This is a genomic window from Metabacillus mesotrionivorans (assembly GCF_052171315.1).
GTDB lineage: Bacteria > Bacillota > Bacilli > Bacillales > Bacillaceae > Bacillus_P.
The window spans coordinates 920,715-943,552 of sequence record NZ_JBQMFF010000002.1 but is presented as its reverse complement, the minus strand read 5'-3'; the positions used below and the strand labels follow the sequence as shown (position 1 = coordinate 943,552).

Genomic DNA, 22,838 nt, shown 5'->3' with positions numbered 1-22,838 from the left:
CGCTTCTCTTATTAAAGACGTTCAAAAAACGGTGTGCGGGAGGAACCTTGACAGTTTCGTTCATATCAGGAGGCTCCAGGCGCTCCCCGCGGAAAGCAAGTGACTGGAGCGAAAGGGAACGGGTATTACTTCAGGCAGCCATTTAATAAATTGCCATATTCCAGACTGAATAGATCGAAGATTCCACTAAGTACGAATATTTCGCAGGCAAGAGAGTTTTTTATTCGTTATTTGGCCGAAAAACAACAACTGCAGTGTGCTTCTGTCCGTAAAATATGGTATGATCGTTCTATGACATTTCGACATTTTTGTACATAAAGGAGCAAGTAAGAATGAAACGAAGATTAGCAAGAGAAAAAGCACTTCAGGCACTCTTTCAGATAGACGTAAGCGAGATTGATCCAAAGGAAGCTATGAATCATGCCCTGGACGGAGAACAGATGGATGAATTCATGACGGCACTCGTTCTTGGGACAGTGGAACATACAGAAGAAATAGATGAGCAAATTAAGCCTCACCTCGTAAACTGGAAGCTTGAACGGCTTGCAAACGTTGACCGCTCTGTTCTTCGTTTAGCTGTTTTTGAAATGATGTTTAAGGAGGAAATTCCTCTTAACGTTACCCTAGACGAAGCCATCGAACTCGCCAAAACGTTCGGGGATGATCAATCGCCGAAATTTATCAACGGAGTCCTCTCAAACATTAAATCAGCACTCGACAGATAACTCTGTCAAACACCACCTGAGGAGGAACAAAACAATGACAGCTTCAATCATCAGCGGAAAAGAATTGGCACAGGAAAAACGCAGACAGCTTGCCGAGGAAGTAAAAGGATTAAAAGAACAGGGAATTACTCCTGGATTAACGATTATTCTTGTCGGTGACAACCCCGCATCTCTTTCCTATATTAAAGGAAAACAGAAAGCGTCCGAAGAAATCGGGGTTGCTTTTAAACTTGAGCATTTTTCAGAAAAGATGACGGAAGAAGAACTGCTTAATGTGATTGATACCTACAATGAGGACGACAGCTGCCATGGCATACTTGTACAGCTGCCTCTGCCTGAGCACATCAGCGAAAAAGCAGTCATTGAAAAAATTTCTCCTGAAAAGGACGTTGACGGATTCCATCCTCTTAATGTCGGACAAATGATGGTCGGACAGGACACTTTTCTGCCATGTACCCCTGCAGGAATCGTGGAAATGATTAAATCTGCCGGAATTGAAATTTCAGGAAAGCATGTCGTTGTTGTCGGAAGAAGCAACATTGTCGGAAAACCTGCCGGCATCCTGCTGCTTAATGAGCATGCGACAGTAACGTACTGCCATTCAAGAACGCCAAACTTAAAAGAAATGACCCGACAGGCAGATATTCTGATTGCTGCTGTTGGAAAAGCGAACTTCATTACAGGAGACCATCTTAAAGATGGCGCAGCAGTCATTGATGTCGGAGTCAACAGACTCGACTCCGGAAAGCTGTGCGGAGATGTTGTTTTTGAGGATGCAATGAACAAAGCCAGCCATATAACTCCTGTTCCAGGCGGCGTTGGTCCGATGACAATCACCATGCTTGCGCATAACGTTGTAAAATCAGCCAAAAAATCTGCTGTTAAACAGCTTTCCAAGTAAGATAAAGGAGTTCAGGCGGATGAGCGAAATCAAACATGTGACGGTAACCGCCCTTACAAAATACATCAAGCGGAAGTTTGATGCCGATCCGCATTTAAAGGATATTTGGGTCAAAGGCGAGCTTTCCAACTTTAAAATGCACAGCCGCGGCCACATGTATTTCACATTGAAGGATGAGGGAGCGCGTATTGCGGCTGTTATGTTTGCAGGCCAGAACGCTTCCTTAAAATTCATGCCGGAAAACGGAATGAAGGTGCTGCTGCGCTGTGAAATTTCCGTGTACGAACCAAGCGGGAATTATCAGGTCTATGTAAAAGAAATGCAGCCTGACGGCATCGGAAGTCTGTATCTTGCTTATGAAGAGCTGAAAAAGAAGCTTGAAATGGAAGGGCTTTTTGATGAAAGGCACAAACAGCAGGTACCGAAATATCCTTCTGAAATAGGTGTCATTACATCCCCTACAGGCGCTGCTGTGCGTGATATTTTAACAACAATCAAACGCCGCTACCCGTCTGCAAAGGTAATCATTATTCCTGCTCTTGTACAGGGAATAAACGCAGGCCCGTCTGTTGTGAAAGCAATCCGGCAGGCAAACAGCCTGGGAACACTTGATGTGATTATTGCAGGCAGGGGCGGAGGTTCCATTGAGGAACTGTGGGCGTTCAACGAAGAAATCGTCGCGCGTGAAATATTCAGCTCGAAAGTGCCGATTATCTCGGCTGTCGGACATGAGACGGATTACACAATTGCCGATTTTGTAGCAGATTTGCGCGCGCCGACGCCGACAGGTGCTGCGGAGCTTGCTGTTCCCCATTTTGCCGACCTTCTTGAGAGAACGGCAAACAAAAAGACCAGGCTTTTAAGAGCGATGCAGGAAAAGCTTACGGCGAAAAAAGAACAGCTTGCCTATTACCAGAAATCATATGCGTTTAAATACCCGAAGCAGCTGTATCAGCAAAAAGAGCAGCAGCTTGATGTTCTCGTTGAATCCCTGCAAAAGGAGAGCATCCGCAACATCCAGATGAAAAAAGAGCGTTTTGCAGCATTGAGCAGCCGTTTGCTCAGGGTTCATCCGGATGAAAAGATCAGCCGCGAAAAAGAACGCCACCAGCAGCTTGTCAAAAAAATGACGCGTGATATGTCTGTGATTCTGAGACAAAAACAGGCTGCGTTCGGGGCAATGGCTGCAAATCTTAATGCACTCAGCCCCCTTAAAATCATGGACCGGGGCTACAGTATTGCTTATAAAGATGACAGTCTTGTAAAAAGCATTTCGCAGGTGAAAAAAGGCGACGGCCTGAACATTCATCTGCAGGACGGACAAGTCATCTGCCAAGTCACAGGAGTGGAGGAGCGAAAGTCACATGAGTGAAAAAAAAGAGGTTACGTTTGAACAGGCTATGGAAGAGCTTGAGGAAATTGTGGAAAAGCTTGAAGAAGGCGATGTTCCGCTGGAAAAAGCGATCGCCTACTTTCAGGACGGCATGAAGCTGTCAAAGCTTTGCCACGATAAGCTTCAATCGGTTGAAAAGCAAATGGATCTGATTCTTCGCGAAGACGGGGAGCTTGCGCCGTTTGACCTTCAGGAGGAAGAATGATGAACCTCAGCCAGTTTCTTTCTTCGAGAAAAGAAATGATTGAAGCAAGGCTGCCTGAGTACATCAGCAGCCTTCATGCTCCCGCTGTTATTAAAGAGGCAATGTCCTATTCCCTGACAGCAGGAGGTAAGCGTCTGCGTCCCGCGCTGGTTCTCGCGGTTCTCAGAGCTTTCGGCAAAGAAGAAGAAACGGGCATTCCTGCTGCATGCGCGGTGGAGATGATCCATACTTATTCTCTCATTCATGATGACCTCCCGGCGATGGACAATGATGATTTGCGAAGAGGCAAACCGACAAACCATAAAGTGTTTGGCGAAGCAATGGCGATTCTTGCGGGTGACGGTCTATTAACACACAGCTTCGGCGTAATATCAGACCAGCAGGACATCTCTGCAGAAATGCGTCTGTCTTTAATCAGTGAACTTGTGCGCGCATCGGGTGCAGAAGGGATGGTTGGAGGGCAGGTTGCTGATATGCAGGGTGAGGGGAAAACTCTTTCCCTTACGGAGCTCGAATACATACATGAGCATAAAACAGCAAAGCTTCTTGGCTTTTCCATCATGGCAGGAGCAATCCTTGCAGAAGCAGAACCGGATGAAAAAAAAATGCTCAGAACGTTTTCCTATCATTTAGGTATCGCTTTTCAAATCCAGGATGATATTCTGGATATTGAAGGACAGCAGGCAAAGATCGGCAAGCCTGTCGGTTCAGATGAAGGAAATCAAAAAACAACCTATCCTGCTCTTCTCACCCTCGAGGGGGCAAAAGAAAAGCTTGCAGGCCATATTGCTCAAGCAAAAGGCATCCTTTCAGAAATGAAGATAGATTCGTCTCTTTTAGAGGAGCTTTGCGATCTGATTGCTTCAAGAGATCATTAAAAAACGCGACGCCAGGTCGCGTTTTTTTATTGGGCAGGGACAATAAATTATAAAAGTCTACCCCATGTAATAGATACCCGCGTCCAGCTCCAGCGCCTAGATCCTCTGTCAGAACAAATCCGGCAAAAAAGTCAAACCCGGACTTTTCTGCCGGATTCTAATCTGCCTGCCGGATCTGATCAAGGCGCTTCCGCTTTTGTTATAAACCTACGTCAAATTGAGGTTTTTCATACGGTATGGTATACTATCACCATATTTTATACATATCTTAAGCAGACAGCGCGGTAAAGACTGCAAATAAAGCGATAATTAAACAATGGCGCCGTTATCACTTGCTGTGTTAGCGGCTCTTTTTTAGCAAAAGACCTTGAAAATGAACTGAAAGCGAGTGATCCATTTGGATCTATTATCCATTAAAGACCCGTCCTTCCTTAAGAAGCTTTCAAACCCTGAACTAGAACAGCTGGGTGCGGAAATCCGCAAATTTTTGATTGAAAAGCTTTCTGTAACAGGAGGGCACATCGGACCGAATTTAGGTGTGGTTGAATTGACAATTGCCCTACATAAAATCTTCGACAGTCCGAATGATAAATTTCTGTGGGACGTTGGCCATCAGTCTTATGTACATAAAATTCTGACAGGCCGTGCGTGCGAATTCGATACAATCAGACAGTACCAGGGATTGTGCGGATTCCCAAAACGCAACGAAAGCGAGCATGACGTCTGGGAAACCGGCCACAGCTCGACTTCTCTTTCTGCTGCTATGGGAATGGCAATTGCAAGAGACTTAAAAGGCACAAAGGATCACATTGTGCCGATTATCGGAGATGGGGCGCTGACAGGCGGAATGGCACTTGAGGCCCTGAATCATATCGGTCATGAGCAAAAGGACATGATCATCATCTTGAATGACAACGAAATGTCCATCGCTCCAAACGTCGGTGCTCTGCACAACGTTCTTGGAAAGCTCCGGACAGCAGGAAAATATCAATGGGTGAAAGATGAACTCGAATATATCCTGAAGAAAATTCCTGCTGTAGGCGGCAAGCTTGCTTCCACTGCAGAACGCGTGAAAGACAGTCTTAAATACATGCTTGTATCAGGCATCTTTTTCGAGGAGCTCGGCATTACTTATCTAGGTCCTGTCGACGGACATAACTATGATGACCTTTTTGAAAATCTGCAGTATGCGAAGAAGACGAAAGGTCCGGTGCTGCTGCACGTCATTACGAAAAAAGGGAAGGGCTATCAGCCTGCTGAAACCGATAAGATCGGCACTTGGCATGGAACAGGACCGTATAAAATTGAAACAGGCGACTTTGTGAAAGGGGAGGCAGCCGGTCCGGCATGGAGCGCTTTAGTCAGTGAAACAGTGCGCAAACTTGCTCGTGAAGACAAGCGGATTGTTGCCGTTACTCCTGCCATGCCTGTCGGCTCAAAGCTTGAGAAGTTCGCAGCGGAATTTCCTGACCGCATGTTTGATGTTGGCATCGCCGAACAGCATGCAACGACAATGGCCGCAGGTCTTGCAGCCCAGGATATGAAGCCGTTTCTTGCCATTTACTCAACGTTCCTTCAAAGAGCGTACGATCAGGTCGTGCATGATATTTGCCGCCAGAATTTGAACGTTTTTATCGGGATCGACCGCTCAGGCCTGGTTGGTGCAGACGGCGAAACGCATCAGGGTGTTTTTGACATTGCCTTCCTGAGACACTTGCCGAACATTGTCCTGATGATGCCAAAAGATGAGAATGAAGGCCAGCACATGGTTAATACGGCCATCAAATACAATGACGGGCCGATTGCCCTGAGATATCCGCGCGGAAACGGCATCGGAGTTAAGATGGACGCCGAACTTAAGGAGATTCCAATAGGCACATGGGAAGTAATCAGACCCGGAACCGATGCTGTGATCCTGACCTTTGGAACGACCATTGAAATGGCTCTTGAAGCTGCTGAAAGCCTCGCCAAAAAAGACCTGTCTGTACGAGTGGTCAACGCAAGGTTCATCAAGCCTCTTGATGAGAGCATGCTGTCAGAGATTTTTGAAGAAAAGCTTCCTGTTCTTACAATAGAAGAAGCTGTCCTTCAAGGAGGATTCGGCAGTGCCGTTCTGGAATTCGCGCAGGAAAACGGCTATTCAGATGCTGTCATTGACAGAATGGGAATCCCGGATCGTTTTATCGAACACGGAAGTGTAGGCAAGCTGCTTGATGAGATCGGTATGACAGCCGCGCATGCAGAAGACCGGATTATCAGCATTTCAAAAGAGAAAGAGAAAAGGGTTTAATGAATGAGTTCAAAAAAAGAAAGAATTGATATCCTCCTTGTAGAAAGAGGGTTAATTGAAACAAGAGAAAAAGCGAAGCGGGCCATTATGGCAGGGCTTGTGTATGCAAATGAAGAGAGAGTGGAAAAACCGGGTGAAAAGGTCGACACCTCTCTAAAACTTACTGTAAAAGGAAATGTCATGCCGTACGTCAGCCGCGGTGGCTTAAAGCTTGAAAAAGCACTAAGAGAATTTGACTTAACGGTAGAGGGCAAAATTCTTTTGGACATCGGATCATCAACCGGAGGTTTTACAGACTGTGCCCTCCAAAACGGGGCAAAAAGCTCCTATGCGCTTGATGTCGGGTATAACCAGCTTGCATGGAAGCTCCGGCAGGATGAACGGGTGACGGTGATGGAACGGACGAATTTCCGTTATTCAGAGCCTGCTGATTTTACTGAAGGTCTTCCTGAAGTTGCATCCATTGATGTGTCGTTTATTTCTTTGAGGCTGATTCTCCCTGCACTTAAGAAAATTTTAGTCACAGGGGGAGACTGCATCGCGCTCGTCAAACCTCAGTTTGAAGCTGGCAAAGAGCTTGTAGGCAAAAAGGGCATCGTCAGAGAACCGAAAACACACAGACTGGTGCTTGAAGATATTACCCAATTCGCTCTGAAAGAGGGCTATGACTGTGTCAATCTTTCCTACTCTCCCATCACAGGCGGAGACGGAAACATTGAATTTCTGCTGCATCTGAAGAACGCCATGGACCAGCCTGGTGAAAACCGGCTGCCGGAGAGCATTGATGCAGTAGTCGAAAAAGCCCACAGTGAACTGAAAACAAAGAAACAGGAACAGGAATAACGCTGCTGCCGTTATTCCTGTTTGTTCTGCTTGCAGAAATGCAAATGCTTCTGACATTTCTGAGTATACTACCAGTAAATCAATGAACCGCCTGAACATGCAGGCTGACAAAAACATGTACATTTTTAGCGATTTCATATAACATATTCAGTATAATCATACAGTTAACAAGGGGTGCCCAATGAATAAAGGTCAACGACACATTAAAATCCGCGAGCTGATCACACATAATGAAGTGGAAACGCAGGATGAACTGGTGGACATGCTTAAGGAAGCTGCCTTTAATGTCACTCAGGCTACAGTCTCAAGAGACATTAAAGAGCTGCACCTGGTAAAGGTCCCGATGCTTGATGGGCGTTATAAATACAGCCTTCCTGCAGATCAGCGCTTTAACCCGCTTCAGAAACTGAAACGGGCGCTAATGGATGCCTTTGTAAAAATTGATTCAGCAGGCCATAACATTATCATGAAAACACTTCCCGGCAATGCAAATGCCATAGGAGCACTAATCGACAACCTGGATTGGAATGAAATTTTAGGGACAATCTGCGGAGATGATACGATCTTAATTATCTGCAGAACACCAGATGATACCGAAACCATCTCCAAACGATTCCTGGATATGCTTTAAAGAATGAAATGGAAGGGGGATTCGGCCCTGTGTTAGCAGAACTTTCCATAAAGAACTTTGCCATAATCGAAGCACTGACTGTCTCTTTTGAAAAAGGGCTTACGGTCCTTACCGGAGAAACAGGAGCTGGAAAATCCATTATTATAGATGCCGTTCATTTGCTGGTTGGAGGAAGAGGGTCATCTGAATTTGTCCGCTACGGAGAAAAAAGGGCTGAACTGGAAGGTCTTTTTTTGCTGGATGATGACGCTCATCCGGTCCTTGAAAGATGCCAGGAGTTTGGAATCGATACAAGTGACGGAATGATTGTCCTGAGACGCGATATTTCAGCAGCAGGCAAGAGTATTTGCCGTGTGAACGGAAAGCTTGTGACCATCGGAATTCTCAGGGAAATCGGCCAGCTCATGATTGATATTCACGGACAGCATGATAATCAGGAGCTGATGAATGAAGAAAATCACTGGAAGCTGCTCGATCAGTACGGCTCGTCAAAAATAAACCATGCCCTTTCGTCATACAGAGAGATATACACTACATATGCTTCGCTGCAAAAGAAAATCAAACAGCTTTCTGAAAACGAACAGGAAATGGCTCACAGGCTTGATCTGATTCAATTTCAGCTTGAGGAAATTGAAAAAGCTGATTTGAAACTAAAAGAAGACGAACAGCTCATGGAAGAAAAGAATGAAATCTCCAACTTTGAAAAGGTCTATGAATCCCTGCAAAACAGCTATAATTCGCTTCATGGGGAACAGCGCGGACTCGACTATATCGGCCATTCCATGAGCCACCTTGAAGAAGTGTCTTCGATTAATGACTCATTGAAAGAAATGTCAGAAACCGTCTCCAACTGCTACTACATGCTTGAAGATTTGTCGTTTCAGATCCGCAGTGAACTTGACAGGCTCGAGTTTGACCCGGAGCGGCTGAATGAAATTGAAGCAAGGCTCGCGGAAATCACTCATCTGAAGAGAAAATACGGTCAGAGTGTTGAGGCAATCCTTGAATATGCAGCAGGAATTGAAGAAGAGATTGATACCATTCAAAACCGCGACAGCCACCTTTATAAACTGAAAAACGAACTTGATTCCGTTACGAAGGATCTGGTGATTGAAGCTGAGAACCTGACGGCTGTCCGCAGAAAAAGTGCTGCAGAGCTGATAAAAAACATCCAGCAGGAGCTTAAAGAACTTTATATGGAAAAAACAAAGTTTGAAGTTGTGTTCGGCGTCCGCAAGGGACATGCAGACAGTGTGCAAATAGACGGTGTTCCTGCAAAATTCACCGAAAACGGAGTAGATGAAACAGAATTTTATCTATCTACAAATCCAGGTGAACCCCTTAAGCCGCTTTCCAAAATTGCGTCCGGAGGAGAGCTTTCAAGAATCATGCTCGCGATGAAAAGCATTTTCTCCAAGCATCAGGGTGTGACGTCCATCATCTTTGATGAGGTCGATACTGGAGTGAGCGGGAGAGTGGCCCAGGCCATCGCAGAAAAGATCTATAAGGTCTCTGTCGGGTCCCAGGTGCTCTGCATCACTCACCTGCCTCAGGTGGCTGCCATGGCAGATACGCATCTGTTCATCTCCAAAGAGACGGTTAAAGGCCGCACGAAAACAAGCGTCAAACCTCTTCTTGAGGAAGAAAAAATTAAAGAAGTCGGGCGGATGATTGCCGGCGTTGAAGTAACGGATTTGACGAAACAGCATGCCAAAGAATTGCTTGCTCTTGCAGAAGCCGCTAAGAGTTTCTAAATACTGCCCTCGCCGGCAGTATTTTTTTGTCTGCAAATAACACCTCATGTCCCGTCCTGCGGCATTATACGCCAAAACAGCAACATTTTCTTTTTATATCAGTTATAAATGCTCCTTCAAAAGGCAAAATTAATGAATGTAGCCGATGTATTGGTGTGGTAGGAGCGAGGAGAGTGTGTATAGTTGGGCTCAGATAAAATAAGAAAAATAATTGGTTGTATTCTCCTTGTTTCTTTAATGAGTTTAGGATTTGTAAAACCTGTTAAAGAATACATTCTATTGCCAAATTCTTTAACTGTATTTGAAAATCAGCAATTATCAATGCAGACATCCCTGCAGGCTGATGCAGCCGCTGTGGATTCAGAGCAGGTATTTTCCATTAAAACAGGGAGTGAATCCCTTCAAATTGAAGGCAGGCAAAGCGGAGTCGGAGAAATCGTATTTGACCTTGCCGGCATTCCGATAAAAAAAGTGGACGTTAAAGTCCTTGAAGATTTCCGAGTTATTCCGGGCGGCCAGTCAATAGGTGTAAAACTGAATTCGCTTGGAGTGCTTGTTGTTGGACATCATCAAATTAAAACATCCGCAGGAAAAAAATCTCCCGGAGAAATAGCCGGAGTGCAAGTCGGGGATATGATTACGAAAATTAACGGCACCACAGTTGAGAGCATGAGTGATGTGACACCGTTTATTCAGGATTCAGGAAAGACCGGCAAGCCTCTTGACTTAGTGATCTCGAGGGACAACAAAGAGCTTAAGACAAAGCTTGTTCCGGTAAAAGATGAAAATGAAGGCGCATACCGGATCGGCCTTTATATCAGAGATTCAGCAGCGGGAATCGGGACGATGACCTTTTATGATCCTAAATCGAAGAAATACGGTGCTTTAGGACATGTTATCTCAGATATGGATACAAAAAAACCAATCGTCGTTCAGGACGGACAGGTTGTCAGATCGACTGTCACATCCATTGAAAAGGGAAGCAACGGAAATCCCGGAGAGAAGCTTGCCAGATTTTCAAGCGACAGACAGATTATTGGGGACATTACACGCAACAGTCCATTCGGTATTTTCGGCAGACTGAACGGAGACATGACAAATGGTCTTTATGATCAGCCTATGCCAATCGCCCTTTCAAACGAGGTAAAGGAAGGTCCTGCGCATATACTGACGGTTGTTGACGGTGACAGAGTAGAGGAATTTGATGTACAAGTCGTCAGTTCCACTCCTCAGAAGTTCCCTGCAATAAAAGGAATGGTCATAAAAATTACAGATCCAAAACTGCTTGAGAAGTCAGGCGGAATTGTACAGGGGATGAGCGGAAGTCCGATTATCCAGAATGGCAAAGTGATTGGCGCCGTTACACACGTGTTTGTAAACGATCCGACTTCAGGGTATGGTGTTCATATCGAGTGGATGCTGAGTGAAGCGGGAATTGATATTTATACGCAAGGTGCAAAGAAAGCAAGCTAAAAGGGCAGCTGTTGAGAGGTGATTCTTGACAGCTCTTTTTTATGTCTTTCTTTATTCATGTTTTTTCGGTAAAATAGAGAAAAGAAGATTATTCGACAAAACTGTTTAACTTTGGAAGCGATTGGTTGCGGTAATCGTCGAAAATGTGAGGAAACTGGAGAAAAACTTAGATATTTCATTTTTTTGGTATTTTTTAAAATAATTAGAGGAATTTATGTTGCATTGTCGAAATTCTCATTTAGAATAAACAATAGAGATGCTAACGGGTTAAGACGGAGAAATGAAGACTGAGGAGGAACTTTAGTGAAGAAGATAAAAGTATGTGTCGTTGATGATAATCGTGAGTTGGTCGGCCTTTTAGATGAGTTTATATCAAGCCAGGATGACATGGAAGTGCTTGGAATTGCCTATAACGGTCAGGAATGCCTGAACATGCTGAAGGACAAAGATCCGGATGTATTGGTACTGGATATTATTATGCCGCATCTTGACGGTCTTGCTGTCCTTGAAAAGGTCAGGGAGATGGAAAAATCCAAACAGCCTAATGTCATTATGCTGACAGCGTTCGGACAGGAAGATGTCACGAAAAAAGCTGTCGACCTTGGTGCGTCTTACTTCATCTTAAAACCGTTCGACATGGAAAACCTTGTCAGCCACATTCGCCAGGTAAGCGGAAAATCGGCTCCTATTCTTTCCAGATCCAGTTCCTCACTCAGATCCCAGCCTGAAAACAAAGGTAAGAACCTTGATGCGAACATTACCAGCATCATTCATGAAATCGGTGTACCTGCTCATATTAAAGGGTATCTGTACTTAAGGGAAGCCATTTCAATGGTTTATAACGATATTGAGCTTCTCGGTTCGATTACAAAAGTTCTCTATCCTGACATTGCAAAAAAATATAACACAACGGCAAGCCGTGTCGAGCGTGCGATTCGCCATGCGATTGAAGTGGCCTGGAGCCGCGGGAATATCGAGTCCATCTCATCTCTTTTCGGCTATACGGTGAGCATGTCAAAAGCAAAACCGACAAATTCAGAATTTATCGCAATGGTTGCCGATAAACTTCGACTTGAGCATAAGGCTTCCTGAGAGGGAAAGAAGCTTTAAATAAAGTAAGAACCCGCTTTCGCCTGAAAGGGGTTCTTTTCATTTAAGCATCATTTCTCTTTTTTCTCGAGTTCGGCAAGCTTTGCAAGAAGAATGTGCTGAGGCATATGCATCAGCTGTTCAACTGGAACATTCAGTGCTTCGCTTAATTTTACAGCCGTATCAGCTGAAATTGGCAGTGGTCTCATGGGAAATCCTCCTATATTCTTTTTTAAGCGGGTGAGAAAGCAATGACGATTATATTTGGCCACCGGGGGGCAGCCGGCACGCATCCTGAAAATACGATGCCGTCTTTTCAGGCGGCAATTGACCTTGGTGCAGACGGAATTGAACTGGATGTGCATCTTTCAAAAGACGGCATTCCTGTTGTGATCCATGATGAAACGGTAGACCGAACCACAAACGGCACCGGCTATGTAAAAGATTTGACGTATGCAGAACTACAGCAGCTTGATGCGTGCTATTTGTATCCTGAGTGGAGCGGAAAAGCATCTGTGCCGTCTCTTGAGCAAGTGGCTGAATGGATCAGACCGCTGAAAGTTAAGCTGAATATTGAATTAAAAAATGACCGGATCCATTACGGGCAAATTGAAGAAAAAGTTATCAGCATCATTGAAAAATACACCTTAGAGAGCCGCGTTATTCTTTCTTCGTTTAATCATGACAGCTTAGTAAAATGTTATCACATTTCACCTCATATTGAACGAGGTGCTCTGATTCATGAAAAGCTGTATCAGCCTTGGGAATATGCAAAAACCATCCCGGCTGCTTCCGTGCATCCATACTATTTATCGGCTGATCAAACAATGATTGCGGAAAGTCAGGCGCACGGAATCATGGTCAGACCTTATACGGTCAACGATGAACAAATGATGAAGGACCTTATGAATTCCGACTGTGCAGGATTCTTCACGGATTACCCTGAAATAGCTGTTCGGATAAAAAATTCTCAAAACAATACTTAGATCATTGGATGAAGCGCACAGGTTGACTGGGCGCTTCCGCTTTTCTGCCTGTCAGGGATGAACAGTCGGCTTCGCTTTTCGTGGTGTCCAGCTCCATCGCCTAACTCCTCGGCCAGAACGGCTTCGCCGCAAAAAGCAAAACCGGCTTTTTCCGTCGAATCCTTTTCTGTCCTTCGGAGCTGAACAAGGATTCCGCTTTTCGTGGTGTCCAGCTCCGCCTCCTAGCCCTTCCGTCAGAACAAAATCCCCGAAAAAGTCTAAACCCGGACTTTTCCGGTGATTTCTTTTCTGCCTGTCAGGTCTGAACAGTCGGCTCCGCTTTTCTATTTCATAAACCTCTTCTGAACCTTTTTCCTCTTTGAGTCTCTGCGGAAGATGAATCCTGCGACAAAGCTTAGGCCTCCTATAAACAAAAGCAGTCCTCCTATGAACTGCATCCATAATGCCGGAAATGGCGGCTGAAGAATGCCAAACAGCATATCGCGCATGAGCTTGATGCCATAGCCTGCCAAAACGCCAGGTATGACCATTATAATCAGAGCAACTATCCTCATATTTTCCTTGTCCTTTCCCTGTTCTTTCTAAATTGTCAAGTGAATGAGCCTTTTTGTCAAGTGAGCAAAAGTGGATGATGAAATCGTGCAATTTTTTGCATAAATGGAACTGTTCGAGTACACTAATGAGGGAATGGGATAGGCTTTTTATATGAAGTATTTTTTGATTTAATAAAAAACAAGGGGATAGATTGATGCAAAAAGTGCTGCTGGTTGGTGCGGGCAAAGGAGGGACTGCACTCCTTAAAATGCTGCTTGAGATCAAAGCGATGGAAATTATGGCTGTTGTTGATATTAATTCAAACGCACCGGGTATCGAATATGCCAAAAAAATAGGAATTCTGACCAGCTCAGACTGGAAGCCGCTTCTGTCTGATCAGATTAACATTGTTATAGAAGCAACGGGGAGTTCTGAAGTGTTTGAAGAACTGCTTCAGCAAAGAAGCAGGAGCACAGTCATCATACCGGGCAGCGTGGCTCATATCATAACAAATCTGATTAATCAGAAAGAAGATCTGATTACAGCTCTTCAAGAAATTACATATAAGCATGAAACCATTTTTGACGCAACGAATGACGGCATGATTGTCATCGACGACAAAGAGAGGCTCATTCTTTTTAATAAAATGGCCGAAGAAATGACAGGCTTAAAAAAGGAGGATGTCATCGGCAGGCTTGTCAGGGAAGTCATGCCATCAAGCAAACTGCCGAGAATTCTCCAGACGAAAGAAGTTGAAATGAACCAGGAGCAGGTTCTTGAGAACGGCCTGAAAATCATTACAACCCGAATCCCGATTTTTGATCACTCTGGCATTCTGATAGGTGCGCTTTCGCTTTTTAAAGATATAACGGAAATTGTGAATCTTGCTGAAGAGATGACGAACCTGAAAGAAATTCAGACCATGCTTCAGGCGATTATTCAGTCTTCGGATGAAGCGATTTCTGTGGTGGACGAAGAAGGGAGAGGCATCATGATTAATCCTGCCTACTCCCGCATGACCGGCCTGACTGAGGGCGAGGTCCTCGGAATGCCTGCTACAGCGGACATCTCAGAGGGTGAAAGCATGCACATGAAAGTACTTGAGACAAGAAGGCCTGTCCGCGGTGCGAGAATGAAAGTCGGCCCTTCTAAAAAAGACGTCATCGTCAATGTGGCCCCGATTATCGTTGACGGCAAATTAAAGGGAAGCGTCGGCGTCATACACGATATGTCTGAGATTCAGACGCTGACTACAGAATTAAACCGGGCAAGGCAGATTATCAGAACCCTCGAAGCGAAATATTCCTTTGAAGACATTGTCGGAGAAAGTGAAGAAATCAAGCTTGCGATTGAACAGGCAAAGCTTGGGGCAAAAACACCTGCAACCGTGCTCCTGAGGGGAGAATCGGGGACGGGAAAAGAGCTATTTGCACACGCTATACATAATGCGAGCGACAGAAAATACAACAAATTTATTAAAGTAAACTGTGCAGCTATTTCAGAAACCCTGCTTGAAAGTGAATTGTTCGGCTACGAAGAAGGAGCATTTTCAGGTGCAAAACGCGGAGGCAAGCGTGGGTTTTTTGAAGAGGCGAATAACGGAAGCATCTTCCTTGATGAAATCGGTGAACTGTCAGCCAGTGTACAGGCCAAGCTGCTGCGCGTTCTTCAGGAAAAAGAAATTGTCCGAGTAGGGTCGGCGAAATCGATTTCTATCAATGTAAGGGTAATCGCCGCAACGAACATCAATATTGAAAAAGCCTTGTCTGACGGCACGTTCAGGGAGGATCTGTATTACAGATTAAACAGGTATCCAATATCAATCCCTCCTCTGCGGAACAGAAAACGTGACATTCCCATGCTTGCCGAACATCTGATCAGAAAGCTTAATCAGGATTATGGACGGAGCATTGAAGGAATTGATGAATCAGCAGCGGAGGCACTGATGGGATACAGCTGGCCGGGTAATGTGAGAGAGCTTGAAAATGTTATTGGAAGAGCGATGATCTTTATGCATTATCATGAACTGAAAATCACAGCCCTCCATCTCCCTGAACTAATCCAGAGTTCTGAAAAAGAAAGACATACCGGGAATGTCCTTATAGAAGATTCCGGGAATATCACGCTAGCCGAAGCTGTGGAAGAGGTTGAAAAAAACCTGATACAGAATGCACTGATTAAACACGGCTATAACCGGACAAAAACCGCTTCTTCATTAGGTGTTTCATTAAGAAACCTGTATTATAAGATGGAGAAATACGGAATTGAAAAATAATGCATGCAATATCTTGCGTGGTATGCAATATTTTGCGTAGAAATAAAATGAAAAATGAAGCGGTTTCACGTTTTTATATTTGGCACGCTTCTTGCATTATAAATAATCGGGTGCTGTGATTACATCAAGAAAGGGTTGAACGATACATGACATTAGACGACCTGCTGGAAAAAGCGGCACAGCTGGAAAATAAAACCGTTGCTGTTGCAGCGGCAGAAGACGAGGAAGTTCTTGAAGCTGTGAAGCTTGCTCTAGAACGGGAAATGGCTGATTTTATGCTGTTTGGCAACAAAGAAGTCATTGAAACAATGCTTCTTGAAAAACAAATGGATTCCAGAAGAGTCACAATCCATCACGCAAGATCCTCCGAGCAGGCTTCAGAAGCAGCCGTTAAAGCCGTTTTTCAAAATGAAGCGGATGTCCTTATGAAAGGGAATGTTCCGACTGCTGTGATTTTAAAGGCTGTGCTGAACAAAGAGTTCGGTCTCCGCACGGGAAACATCCTTTCACACGTGGCCGTTTTTGATGTGCCAGGCTACGACCGGTACACCATCGTGACTGATGCTGCTATGAACGTTGCGCCGGATCTTCAGCAAAAAAAGCAGATTCTTGAAAACTCCGTGACGGTAGCAAGGAAAATTGGCATTGAAATGCCGAAAGTTGCACCGCTTGCAGCGGTTGAAGTCATCAACCCGGCCATGCAGGCCACACTTGATGCTGCTGCACTAACGCAGATGAACGCACGCGGGCAAATCAAACATTGTCTTGTAGACGGACCGCTTGCTCTTGATAACGCCGTTTCCATTGAAGCTGCGGAGCATAAGGGCATTAAGAGCGGGGCTGCTGGACAGGCAGATATTTTATTGGTACCAACCATTGAAGTTGGCAATGTTTTATATAAATCACTTATTTATTTCGCAGGGGCAAAGGTTGGGGCTGTCATTGCAGGAGCTAAAGCGCCAATCGTACTGACAAGCCGTGCAGATTCAGCTGAAAGCAAGCTTTATTCACTGGCGCTTGCCATTTGCACAAGCTGAGAACAGAAAAAGCAAAAATGATACCACTAGGAGGATTTACAGATGGAAATTTTCAAATACATGGAACAATACGACTATGAGCAATTGGTTTTCTGCCAGGATAAACAATCAGGACTAAAAGCGATCATTGCCATTCACGATACAACGCTTGGACCGGCTCTTGGCGGAACGCGCATGTGGACATATGCTTCTGAAGCGGATGCCATTGAAGATGCCCTTCGTCTTGCACGTGGCATGACTTACAAAAATGCTGCAGCAGGACTTAACCTTGGCGGCGGGAAAACGGTCATCATCGGAGACCCTAGAAAAGATAAGAATGAAGAAATGTTCCGTGCATTCGGACGCTATATTCAAGGGCTGAACGGCCGTTATATTACAGCAGAAGATGTAGGTACAACAGTAGAAGATATGGACCTCATCCATGAGGAAACAGATTACGTAACAGGTATTTCTCCTGCATTCGGCTCTTCAGGCAATCCGTCTCCTGTCACTGCATTCGGTGTATACCGCGGAATGAAAGCAGCAGCTAAAGCAGCATTCGGAACAGATTCATTGGAAGGAAAAACGGTTGCTGTACAAGGTGTAGGAAATGTTGCCTTTAACCTTTGCAGACATCTTCATGAAGAAGGTGCGCAGCTGATCGTAACAGACATCCATAAAGAAGCGGTTCAAAGAGCCGTTGAAGCATTTGGGGCAAAAGCTGTCGATCCTGATGAGATTTATTCTGTTGACTGCGACATTTATGCACCATGTGCACTTGGAGCGACAATTAACGATGACACTATTCCGCAAATTAAAGCAAAAGTCATTGCAGGTGCTGCGAACAATCAGCTGAAAGAAACGCGCCACGGCGATACGATTCATGAAATGGGAATCGCTTATGCACCGGATTATGTCATCAATGCCGGCGGAGTTATCAATGTAGCTGACGAACTTCTTGGATATAACAGTGAAAGAGCCATGAAAAAAGTAGAAGGCATCTACCAGAACATTGAGCGTGTATTTGAAATTGCAAAGCGTGACGGCATTCCTACTTATATGGCTGCTGACCGTCTGGCAGAAGAGCGGATTGAAAGAATGAGAAACTCCCGCAGCCAGTTCCTGCAAAACGGCCACCATATCTTAAGCCGCCGCTAATTTGGAAATACATGGAGAAGGAGCTGGTTGATCAGATCCTTCTCTTACCTGGAGGTTATGAAAGTTGCAAGAAAAAGAATATCGGATACTCGTCATCAACCCTGGTTCAACTTCTACGAAAATTGGTGTATTTGATAATGAGCGTTCTATTTTTGAAAAAACAATCCGTCATGATGCAGAAAAGATTCAATCTTTCTCTCAAATCATTGATCAATACGAATTTAGAAAACAAACAATTCTTGAGACACTTGATGAAGAAGGCATTAATATCTCTAAATTAAGCGCCGTCTGCGGAAGAGGCGGACTGCTTCGTCCGATTGAAGGCGGAACGTATCATGTCAATGAGCAGATGCTTCAAGATCTCCGGATAGGCTATGCAGGCCAGCATGCCTCAAATCTTGGAGGAATCATTGCCTATGAAATAGCGGGAGGCCTTAATATCCCTGCATTCATTGTGGATCCTGTCGTTGTCGATGAAATGGAACCGATTGCAAAAGTCTCAGGCGTTGCCTCGATTGAAAGGAAAAGTATTTTTCACGCACTGAACCAGAAATCAGTCGCAAGAAAAGTGGCCAGGCAGTACGGCAAATCGTATGCGGATATGAACTTGATCGTCGCTCATATGGGCGGGGGAATCACAGTAGGTGTCCATAAGCAGGGAAGAGTGATTGATGTGAACAACGGTCTTCATGGAGACGGACCGTTCAGCCCTGAAAGAGCGGGTACGGTTCCTGCAGGAGATCTTGTCAGCCTCTGTTTTTCAGGGGACTACTACCGAGAGGAAATTATGAAAATGCTTGTCGGCCGCGGAGGCCTTGTAGGCTACCTTGGAACAAATGACGGACAAAAGGTTGAACGCATGATTGCAGCAGGTGACGAGCGGGCAAAACTGGTTTTTGATGCGATGGCTTATCAAATCGGCAAAGAAATCGGTGCTGCAAGTGCAGTCCTCAAAGGCAAAGTAGATGCCATTATCCTTACCGGAGGCCTCGCATACGGGAAGCGGTTTGTAAAAGAAATCTCGTCTTATATTGACTGGATTGCAGACATTACAGTATTCCCGGGTGAAAATGAGCTGCAGGCTTTAACAGAAGGTGCACTTCGCGTCCTTCGGGGAGAAGAAGAGCCGAAGGAATATCCTAACCTTGCAAGCGCGAAATCGCTCAGCAGAGGCTGAGCACCAAAATAGATCTTCTTTTAAAGAGAGGAGCATGATCCCCATGGCAACTGAATATGATCTTGTTATTGTAGGCGGCGGCACAGGCGGCTATGTAGCAGCCATCCGTGCAAGCCAGCTCGGCTTAAAAACGGCTATTGTTGAAAAAGGGAAGCTTGGCGGCACTTGTCTGCATGCAGGCTGCATACCAAGCAAAGCATTGCTTAGAAGTGCGGAGGTTTTTGCAACAGCTAAGCGAAGCGAAGAATTCGGCGTTATCACATCCGGCGTCGAGCTTGATTTTGCCAAAGTGCAGGAACGGAAGCAGTCTATCATCGATACACTACATAATGGAGTGCAGCATTTAATGAAACAGGGGAAAATTGATGTATACGAAGGAACGGGAAGAATCCTTGGACCATCGATTTTTTCTCCAATGCCTGGAACCATCTCCGTTGAAATGAATAACGGGGAGGAAAATGAAATGCTCATCCCGAAGAATGTGATTGTCTCTACAGGTTCAAGACCGCGCAGCCTTCCCGGTCTTGAAATTGACGGAGAAGCAGTCCTTACTTCAGATGAGGCGTTAAACCTTCAGTCACTGCCGAAGTCTATCATTATTGTAGGCGGAGGCGTGATCGGCATTGAATGGGCGTCCATGCTTTCTGATTTCGGCCTTGACGTAACGGTCCTCGAATATGCAGACAGAATTCTCCCTACAGAAGATGCTGATATTTCAAAAGAAATGCAGCGCCTGCTGAAGAAAAAGGGCGTCAATGTTGTGACAGGTGCAAAAGTGCTTTCTGAAACACTTGAAAAAGGAGAAGCAGTCTCCATCTCTGCAGAGCATAAAGGAGAGGTAAAAACCTTCTCGGCAGAAAAAATTCTTGTTTCCGTCGGCCGTCAGGCAAATGTTGAAGGCATCGGCCTAGAGAACACCGACATCCAGATTGAAAATGGATTTATCAAGACAAACGCCTTTATGCAGACAAAAGAATCGCATATCTACGCGATCGGGGATGTGATCGGCGGCATGCAGCTTGCTCATGTAGCTTCACACGAAGGGATTACCGCCGTTGAACACATTGCCGGGAAAAATCCTTCTGCCATTACGTACAGAAACGTATCAAGATGTGTCTACAGCACACCTGAAATCGCAAGTGTGGGCTACACGGAAGCAGAAGCAAAAGATGCCGGTTTTGACGTGAAGACAGGGAAATTCTCTTTCCGTGCAATCGGAAAAGCACTTGTTTTCGGCGAATCGGACGGGTTTGTCAAATTAGTGGCAGATGCAAAAACGGATGACCTTCTAGGCGTTCATATGATTGGTCCGCACGTGACAGATATGATTTCAGAGGCCGGCCTTGCCATGGTGCTGGATGCAACCCCGTGGGAAATCGGGCACACGATCCATCCGCATCCTACGCTTTCTGAAGCAATCGGCGAAGCTGCACTTGCAGTGGACGGCAGTGCAATACATTCTTAAGGGGAACGACTTCCCTTACATACTGATTTTTAGGAGGCAGCAAAATGGCTGAAAATCGTCATCAAACTCTTGGTCTGACAGATCAGGATGTTCTTGAAATGTATGAAACTATGGTTATGGCCCGTAAAATTGATGAGCGCATGTGGCTGTTGAACCGTTCAGGGAAAATTCCGTTTGTCATCTCTTGTCAGGGACAGGAAGCGGCACAGGTTGGAGCTGCTTTTGCCCTTGACCGCAAGAAAGATTACGCACTTCCTTACTACAGAGATATGGGCGTTGTTCTTGCATTTGGCATGACAGCCAAGCAATTGATGCTCTCAGGATTTGCAAAAGCGGAAGACCCGAACTCAGGCGGACGCCAGATGCCAGGTCACTTTGGACAAAAAGTGAACCGCATCGTAACAGGGTCCTCTCCTGTAACCACGCAGGTGCCGCATGCTGTCGGCATTGCCCTTGCAGGAAGAATGGAGAAAAAGGACATCGTGACGTTCGTAACATTCGGAGAAGGTTCATCCAATCAGGGTGACTTCCATGAAGGCGCAAACTTTGCAAGTGTTCATAAACTTCCGGTTATTTTCATGTGCGAAAACAACAAGTACGCCATCAGTGTGCCGTATGAGAAGCAAGTGGCGTGCGAAAAAATTTCAGACCGTGCAGTCGGATACGGGATGCCAGGCGTAACAGTGGACGGAAACGATCCGCTTGAAGTTTATGCAGCGGTGAAGGAAGCTGCAGACAGAGGACGCCGCGGCGAGGGGCCGACTCTTGTTGAGGCCGTTTCATACCGTCTGACGCCTCATTCCAGTGATGATGATGACCGTTCATACCGCGGACAGGACGAAGTGTCCGAAGCGAAGAAAAAGGATCCAATTTTAACGTTTGCCTCTTATTTGAAAGAGACAGGCGTCCTGACGGAAGAAAAGGAAAAAGAGATCCTTGATCAGATTATGAAGGTTGTCAATGAAGCGACGGATTACGCTGAAAATGCACCGTATGCAGAAGCGGAATCAGCACTCAAATACGTATACGCAGAGTAAGGGGGAAGTACAATGCCAGTCATTTCTTATATAGATGCAGTAACAATGGCCATTCGCGAAGAAATGGAACGCGACCCGAAGGTGTTTGTCCTCGGCGAAGATGTCGGCAGAAAAGGCGGAGTCTTTAAAGCTACAGCAGGACTCTACGATAAATTTGGAGAAGAACGCGTCATTGATACGCCGCTTGCAGAATCTGCGATTGCCGGAGTAGGAATCGGAGCGGCCATGTACGGCATGAGACCGATTGCTGAAATGCAATTTGCTGATTTTATCATGCCGGCTGTCAACCAGATCGTATCAGAAGCAGCGAAAATCAGATACCGTTCCAATAATGACTGGAACTGTCCGATTACGATTCGTGCCCCTTACGGCGGCGGAGTGCATGGCGCACTGTATCATTCCCAGTCAGTTGAAGCTCTATTTGCCAATACACCGGGTCTGAAAATTGTCATGCCGTCAACTCCTTATGATGTAAAAGGATTGCTTAAGGCTGCCATCAGAGACGAAGATCCTGTTCTTTTCTTTGAACATAAGCGGGCATACCGTCTTATTAAAGGGGAAGTCCCTGAAGATGATTATGTTCTGCCGATCGGGAAAGCGGATGTTAAACGGGAAGGCGAAGATATCACGATCATCACGTATGGCCTTTGCGTTCATTTTGCCCTTCAGGCTGCGGAAAAACTTGCCCAGGACGGCATTTCAGCTCATATACTTGATTTGCGCACAGTCTATCCGCTTGATAAAGAAGCGATTATTGAAGCGGCATCAAAAACAGGCAAAGTCCTGCTTGTCACAGAAGACAATAAAGAAGGAAGCATCATGAGTGAAGTATCAGCGATCATCGCTGAAAACTGCCTGTTCGATCTGGATGCTCCAATCATGCGTCTTGCAGGTCCTGATGTTCCTGCGATGCCTTATGCCCCGACAATGGAAAAGCATTTTATGATCAACCCTGACAAAGTCGAAGCAGCCATGCGGAAGCTTGCGGAGTTTTAAGAAACGTTCTAG

Annotated in this window: 21 protein-coding genes; 19 read left to right on the top strand and 2 right to left on the bottom strand. The window is 45.4% G+C overall.

Going from position 1 to position 22,838, the window contains the following annotated elements; all coding sequences use genetic code 11:
- Positions 1-332 precede the first annotated feature (332 nt).
- The 11 genes from nusB to spo0A all read left to right on the top strand — a co-directional run bounded on the left by nusB (position 333) and on the right by spo0A (position 12,185).
- The gene (gene nusB, locus ACTSEZ_RS09970; protein ID WP_369734050.1) at positions 333-725 is read left to right on the top strand and encodes a transcription antitermination factor NusB; all 393 of its coding nucleotides are present in this window, start codon (positions 333-335) and stop codon (positions 723-725) included.
- 34 nt (positions 726-759) lie between these two features.
- The gene (gene folD, locus ACTSEZ_RS09965; protein WP_369734048.1) at positions 760-1,626 is read left to right on the top strand and encodes a bifunctional methylenetetrahydrofolate dehydrogenase/methenyltetrahydrofolate cyclohydrolase FolD; all 867 of its coding nucleotides are present in this window, start codon (positions 760-762) and stop codon (positions 1,624-1,626) included.
- Between the two features lie 19 nt (positions 1,627-1,645).
- The gene (xseA, locus tag ACTSEZ_RS09960) at positions 1,646-2,998 is read left to right on the top strand and encodes an exodeoxyribonuclease VII large subunit (protein WP_369734046.1); all 1,353 of its coding nucleotides are present in this window, start codon (positions 1,646-1,648) and stop codon (positions 2,996-2,998) included.
- Positions 2,991-3,224, top strand: a complete 234-nt coding sequence (locus ACTSEZ_RS09955; RefSeq protein ID WP_282032901.1) for an exodeoxyribonuclease VII small subunit — start codon at positions 2,991-2,993, stop codon at positions 3,222-3,224. The genes xseA and ACTSEZ_RS09955 overlap by 8 nt, the downstream gene beginning before the upstream one ends.
- On the top strand, positions 3,221-4,102 hold the full coding sequence (locus tag ACTSEZ_RS09950) for a polyprenyl synthetase family protein (RefSeq protein WP_369734045.1): 882 nt from the start codon (positions 3,221-3,223) through the stop codon (positions 4,100-4,102). Before ACTSEZ_RS09955 ends, ACTSEZ_RS09950 begins: the two co-directional genes overlap by 4 nt.
- A 397-nt stretch (positions 4,103-4,499) precedes the next feature.
- Positions 4,500-6,392, top strand: a complete 1,893-nt coding sequence (dxs, locus tag ACTSEZ_RS09945; protein ID WP_282032899.1) for a 1-deoxy-D-xylulose-5-phosphate synthase — start codon at positions 4,500-4,502, stop codon at positions 6,390-6,392.
- A gap of 3 nt (positions 6,393-6,395) precedes the next feature.
- Entirely contained in the window at positions 6,396-7,235 is an 840-nt protein-coding gene (locus ACTSEZ_RS09940) for a TlyA family RNA methyltransferase (protein ID WP_282032898.1), read from the top strand.
- Between the two features lie 181 nt (positions 7,236-7,416).
- On the top strand, positions 7,417-7,866 hold the full coding sequence (gene ahrC / locus ACTSEZ_RS09935; protein ID WP_029279800.1) for a transcriptional regulator AhrC/ArgR: 450 nt from the start codon (positions 7,417-7,419) through the stop codon (positions 7,864-7,866).
- A 29-nt stretch (positions 7,867-7,895) separates the two neighbouring features.
- Positions 7,896-9,620, top strand: a complete 1,725-nt coding sequence (gene recN, locus ACTSEZ_RS09930) for a DNA repair protein RecN (RefSeq protein WP_282032897.1) — start codon at positions 7,896-7,898, stop codon at positions 9,618-9,620.
- Between the two features lie 183 nt (positions 9,621-9,803).
- Positions 9,804-11,093, top strand: a complete 1,290-nt coding sequence (gene spoIVB, locus ACTSEZ_RS09925) for a SpoIVB peptidase (protein WP_369734043.1) — start codon at positions 9,804-9,806, stop codon at positions 11,091-11,093.
- A 303-nt stretch (positions 11,094-11,396) separates the two neighbouring features.
- The gene (spo0A, locus tag ACTSEZ_RS09920) at positions 11,397-12,185 is read left to right on the top strand and encodes a sporulation transcription factor Spo0A (protein WP_029279806.1); all 789 of its coding nucleotides are present in this window, start codon (positions 11,397-11,399) and stop codon (positions 12,183-12,185) included.
- A 68-nt stretch (positions 12,186-12,253) separates the two neighbouring features.
- On the opposite strand, the gene ACTSEZ_RS09915 is transcribed toward spo0A, so the two are convergent.
- Positions 12,254-12,391: a YycC family protein gene (locus ACTSEZ_RS09915; RefSeq protein ID WP_342823461.1), complete on the bottom strand. Its 138-nt coding sequence runs from the start codon at positions 12,389-12,391 to the stop codon at positions 12,254-12,256.
- A 42-nt stretch (positions 12,392-12,433) separates the two neighbouring features.
- Between ACTSEZ_RS09915 and ACTSEZ_RS09910 the strand changes: the two genes are divergently transcribed.
- A complete protein-coding gene (locus ACTSEZ_RS09910) occupies positions 12,434-13,168 on the top strand; it encodes a glycerophosphodiester phosphodiesterase (protein ID WP_369734041.1) in 735 nt (244 codons plus the stop codon).
- A 323-nt stretch (positions 13,169-13,491) separates the two neighbouring features.
- On the opposite strand, the gene ACTSEZ_RS09905 is transcribed toward ACTSEZ_RS09910, so the two are convergent.
- The gene (locus ACTSEZ_RS09905) at positions 13,492-13,722 is read right to left on the bottom strand and encodes a DUF2627 domain-containing protein (protein WP_342823457.1); all 231 of its coding nucleotides are present in this window, start codon (positions 13,720-13,722) and stop codon (positions 13,492-13,494) included.
- A 194-nt stretch (positions 13,723-13,916) separates the two neighbouring features.
- On the opposite strand from ACTSEZ_RS09905, the gene ACTSEZ_RS09900 reads away from it, so the two are divergent.
- From ACTSEZ_RS09900 to ACTSEZ_RS09870, 7 genes are all read left to right on the top strand, one after another.
- Positions 13,917-15,977 carry a sigma 54-interacting transcriptional regulator gene (locus ACTSEZ_RS09900; protein ID WP_369734039.1) on the top strand — a complete coding sequence of 687 codons (2,061 nt, stop codon included), beginning with the start codon at positions 13,917-13,919 and terminating at the stop codon, positions 15,975-15,977.
- Positions 15,978-16,123: 146 nt separating this feature from the next.
- Positions 16,124-17,014 (top strand): phosphate butyryltransferase, encoded by an 891-nt coding sequence (yqiS, locus tag ACTSEZ_RS09895; protein WP_369734037.1) that lies wholly within the window; start codon positions 16,124-16,126, stop codon positions 17,012-17,014.
- A gap of 42 nt (positions 17,015-17,056) precedes the next feature.
- Positions 17,057-18,151 (top strand): branched-chain amino acid dehydrogenase, encoded by a 1,095-nt coding sequence (gene bcd / locus ACTSEZ_RS09890; protein ID WP_029279816.1) that lies wholly within the window; start codon positions 17,057-17,059, stop codon positions 18,149-18,151.
- Positions 18,152-18,215: 64 nt separating this feature from the next.
- Positions 18,216-19,328 carry a butyrate kinase gene (gene buk, locus ACTSEZ_RS09885; protein ID WP_369734035.1) on the top strand — a complete coding sequence of 371 codons (1,113 nt, stop codon included), beginning with the start codon at positions 18,216-18,218 and terminating at the stop codon, positions 19,326-19,328.
- Positions 19,329-19,371: 43 nt separating this feature from the next.
- Positions 19,372-20,793 (top strand): dihydrolipoyl dehydrogenase, encoded by a 1,422-nt coding sequence (lpdA, locus tag ACTSEZ_RS09880; protein ID WP_369734034.1) that lies wholly within the window; start codon positions 19,372-19,374, stop codon positions 20,791-20,793.
- A 44-nt stretch (positions 20,794-20,837) separates the two neighbouring features.
- Complete coding sequence (locus ACTSEZ_RS09875) at positions 20,838-21,830, top strand: thiamine pyrophosphate-dependent dehydrogenase E1 component subunit alpha (protein ID WP_035207060.1); 993 nt, start codon at positions 20,838-20,840, stop codon at positions 21,828-21,830.
- Positions 21,831-21,842: 12 nt separating this feature from the next.
- Positions 21,843-22,826, top strand: coding sequence for an alpha-ketoacid dehydrogenase subunit beta (locus ACTSEZ_RS09870; protein ID WP_282032887.1), 984 nt, complete (start codon positions 21,843-21,845; stop codon positions 22,824-22,826).
- The last annotated feature ends 12 nt before the right edge of the window (positions 22,827-22,838 follow it).

Excerpts from the sequence above, each read along its gene's own strand:
- nusB (WP_369734050.1), top strand. The coding sequence starts at position 333 with ATGAAACGAAGATTAGCAAGAGAAAAAGCACTTCAGGCACTCTTTCAG.
- folD (WP_369734048.1), top strand. The coding sequence starts at position 760 with ATGACAGCTTCAATCATCAGCGGAAAAGAATTGGCACAGGAAAAACGC.
- xseA (WP_369734046.1), top strand. The coding sequence starts at position 1,646 with ATGAGCGAAATCAAACATGTGACGGTAACCGCCCTTACAAAATACATC.
- ACTSEZ_RS09955 (WP_282032901.1), top strand. The coding sequence starts at position 2,991 with ATGAGTGAAAAAAAAGAGGTTACGTTTGAACAGGCTATGGAAGAGCTT.
- ACTSEZ_RS09950 (WP_369734045.1), top strand. The coding sequence starts at position 3,221 with ATGATGAACCTCAGCCAGTTTCTTTCTTCGAGAAAAGAAATGATTGAA.
- ACTSEZ_RS09940 (WP_282032898.1), top strand. The coding sequence starts at position 6,396 with ATGAGTTCAAAAAAAGAAAGAATTGATATCCTCCTTGTAGAAAGAGGG.
- ahrC (WP_029279800.1), top strand. The coding sequence starts at position 7,417 with ATGAATAAAGGTCAACGACACATTAAAATCCGCGAGCTGATCACACAT.
- ACTSEZ_RS09915 (WP_342823461.1), bottom strand. The coding sequence starts at position 12,391 with ATGAGACCACTGCCAATTTCAGCTGATACGGCTGTAAAATTAAGCGAA.
- ACTSEZ_RS09910 (WP_369734041.1), top strand. The coding sequence starts at position 12,434 with ATGACGATTATATTTGGCCACCGGGGGGCAGCCGGCACGCATCCTGAA.
- ACTSEZ_RS09905 (WP_342823457.1), bottom strand. The coding sequence starts at position 13,722 with ATGAGGATAGTTGCTCTGATTATAATGGTCATACCTGGCGTTTTGGCA.
- ACTSEZ_RS09900 (WP_369734039.1), top strand. The coding sequence starts at position 13,917 with ATGCAAAAAGTGCTGCTGGTTGGTGCGGGCAAAGGAGGGACTGCACTC.
- yqiS (WP_369734037.1), top strand. The coding sequence starts at position 16,124 with ATGACATTAGACGACCTGCTGGAAAAAGCGGCACAGCTGGAAAATAAA.
- bcd (WP_029279816.1), top strand. The coding sequence starts at position 17,057 with ATGGAAATTTTCAAATACATGGAACAATACGACTATGAGCAATTGGTT.
- lpdA (WP_369734034.1), top strand. The coding sequence starts at position 19,372 with ATGGCAACTGAATATGATCTTGTTATTGTAGGCGGCGGCACAGGCGGC.
- ACTSEZ_RS09875 (WP_035207060.1), top strand. The coding sequence starts at position 20,838 with ATGGCTGAAAATCGTCATCAAACTCTTGGTCTGACAGATCAGGATGTT.
- ACTSEZ_RS09870 (WP_282032887.1), top strand. The coding sequence starts at position 21,843 with ATGCCAGTCATTTCTTATATAGATGCAGTAACAATGGCCATTCGCGAA.